The organism is Testudinibacter crocodili (assembly GCF_006228025.1).
GTDB lineage: Bacteria > Pseudomonadota > Gammaproteobacteria > Enterobacterales > Pasteurellaceae > Chelonobacter.
Genome location: NZ_VDHF01000014.1, coordinates 1 through 921, shown reverse-complemented (window position 1 = coordinate 921; position 921 = coordinate 1). Strand labels below are relative to the sequence as shown.

The 921-nt window shown below is 46.4% G+C and carries 1 pseudogene; it reads right to left on the bottom strand.

From position 1 onward, the window contains the following. Positions 1-433: pseudogene (locus tag FHQ23_RS12330) on the bottom strand (hypothetical protein); the annotation flags it as partial. Positions 434-921: the final 488 nt, after the last annotated feature.

Here is a 921-nt window from a genome sequence, read left to right as displayed (position 1 = left end):
TATTGGCAGTGCTGTTGGCAGTATTAGCGGTGTTTTGTGCTGCCGTTGCCGTAGTCTGGGCGGCGGTGGCGGCGGTTCTCGCGCCGTCTGCGGTGGTCTTGGCAGTATTGGCAGTGGTTTGCACCCCAAACAGTTGCTTACCGTTAACCGCATCGGTTGAAGTCGCCGAAACCGTGCCGTCTTTTAAGTTGGTGATTTTAGTGCCACCGGTGCCGGTCAGCGCTACCGTGTCTTTGGCGGCATTGTATTTCACATTCAGGGCATCTGCGGCTTGCAGGGCAGTGATGTTGGTTTTATTGGTATTAGCTGTGCTGTTAGCAGTATTAGCGGTGTTTTGTGCCGCCGTTGCCGCCGTTTTTGCCCCATCAGCAGTAGTCTTGACCGTATTTAGTTGTCTGCCATTGACTGCATCAGTAGATGTTGAAGAAATCACACCATCCTGCAAATTAGTAATTTTGGTTCCTCCATCTCCTCCCAAAGTAACCAATTTTTTTGTACCGTCTGCATATAATACAGCATTCGGACTATTCGCATTACCTCCTATAGTACCGCCATTACCATCACTAGGAATAGCAAAGCTACCTTGTTGAGAAGCTCCACAAGATTGAAATCTACTACGATCAATGTTCATCTTTGGTGAAAGGCCACCTGACCAACTTACAGGGAAACTACAGCTAGAATAAGTACCATTAGAATACACTCTAAACCCACCAGTAGCATCTCCGGTTGTCATAAAATCATAATGCGTACTACCTGCCGGTACCAATGGAAGAAGGTTTGAATCAAAAGTTTGAACAGGTAGATCTGCATGAGCCTGAACGTTAACCAAACACCCAATCAATAAAACTCCTAATGCAACAGCACTATTGCTTTTTACTTTTCCTTTATTGCGACTATTTTCCGAGACCGCAACAAACTGCC